Source organism: Vibrio sp. 3-2(1), from assembly GCF_963887575.1.
Taxonomy (GTDB): domain Bacteria; phylum Pseudomonadota; class Gammaproteobacteria; order Enterobacterales; family Vibrionaceae; genus Vibrio; species Vibrio anguillarum.
This window is the reverse complement of the sequence record NZ_CAWPGB010000041.1, coordinates 1-1,326: the sequence shown is the minus strand read 5'-3', so window position 1 is coordinate 1,326 and position 1,326 is coordinate 1. Positions and strand designations below refer to the sequence as shown.

The 1,326-nt window shown below is 42.8% G+C and carries 1 protein-coding gene; it reads left to right on the top strand.

The annotated features are described in order from the left end of the window. Positions 1-173 precede the first annotated feature (173 nt). Positions 174-1,307: an ISAs1-like element IS1358A family transposase gene (locus AACQ79_RS13075; protein ID WP_115339087.1), complete on the top strand. Its 1,134-nt coding sequence runs from the start codon at positions 174-176 to the stop codon at positions 1,305-1,307. The last annotated feature ends 19 nt before the right edge of the window (positions 1,308-1,326 follow it).

The window sequence follows — 1,326 nt, the reverse complement described above, 5'->3', positions numbered from 1 at the left end:
CAGGGAAACCGCATGAAAGTCGTTGATATATAAGGGCTGCAAAGATGCTAAGATTCCGCTTTAAACCTATCACTAATCCCAACTATTGAATGTAACCACATGAAAATAAAGATCTGCTTGTAGATCATTTTCGTTGTTTTCTAATTGCTCCTAGACAATATAGGAGCCTAAATATGAGCGAGTTAACCAACCCATTTATGCACTTTCAAATCATTAAAGATTATCGACAGGAAAATAAAATAGCACACAAATTATCAGACATTATTTTGCTGACAATTTGTGGCGTCTTGTCGGGTCATGACGGTTGGGATGGCATTATTGACTTTGGCAATGCTCGCTTAGATTTCCTAAAACGATATGGTCATTTTGAGGCAGGCATTCCATCGGCAGATACTTTGTCTCGTGTGATGGGCATGATGAATCCGGCAGCGTTGCAAAGAAGCTTTATAGCTTGGATGAAGGACTGCCATACACTGACGGATGGAGAAGTCATCGCTATCGACGGTAAAACATTACGTGGCTCTTATGACCGCTCGAAGGGTAAAGGAACGATTCACATGGTGAATGCTTTTGCTACTGCAAACGGAATGAGTATCGGCCAACAGAAGGTTGATAGTAAAAGTAATGAAATTACCGCGATCCCCAAGCTACTTGACTTGCTCGAGGTAAAAGGCTGCTTGGTTACGATTGATGCAATGGGATGCCAAAAGAAAATAGCGCAAAAAATTCTCGATAAAGAAGCGGATTATTTGTTAGCAGTGAAAGGTAATCAGGGAATGCTTGAGCAAGCCTTTGATGATTATTTTCGAATGGACATGCTTCAAGACTTTGACGGCAGTTCTTACAGTACACAAGAAAAAAGTCACGGAAGAACGGAAACGAGAGTGGCTTTAGTGAACCGTGATTTGTCGGTTTTAGGTGATATTGAGCATGAATGGCCCGAGCTAAAATCAATGGGCATCGTCGCTTCGATTCGCCAAGAATCGGCTGTAGCAACAGAGCAAGATGTGAGTATTCGTTACTATATCTGTTCTAAAGAATTAGAAGCCCAAACGCTGCTTGAAGCGACGCGTTCTCATTGGGGCGTAGAGGCCATGCATTGGTCCCTTGATACCGCATTTAGTGAGGACAACTCTCGTATTAGAGCCGATGATCGTGCAGAGGCTTTAGCAAGGATCAGGCAGATGTGTTTGAACCTATTAAAGAGTGAAACCACCTTTAAAGGTGGCATTAAACGCAAACGGATGAACTGCGCAATGGACGAAAACTACCTAAGTAAGGTTCTCGAAAGCCTTACCGGGCGGTGATGTTCATGCGGTTTCCGTA

Bases quoted from the DNA above. Each gene is read 5' to 3' on its own strand.
- AACQ79_RS13075 (WP_115339087.1), top strand. From the start codon at position 174: ATGAGCGAGTTAACCAACCCATTTATGCACTTTCAAATCATTAAAGAT.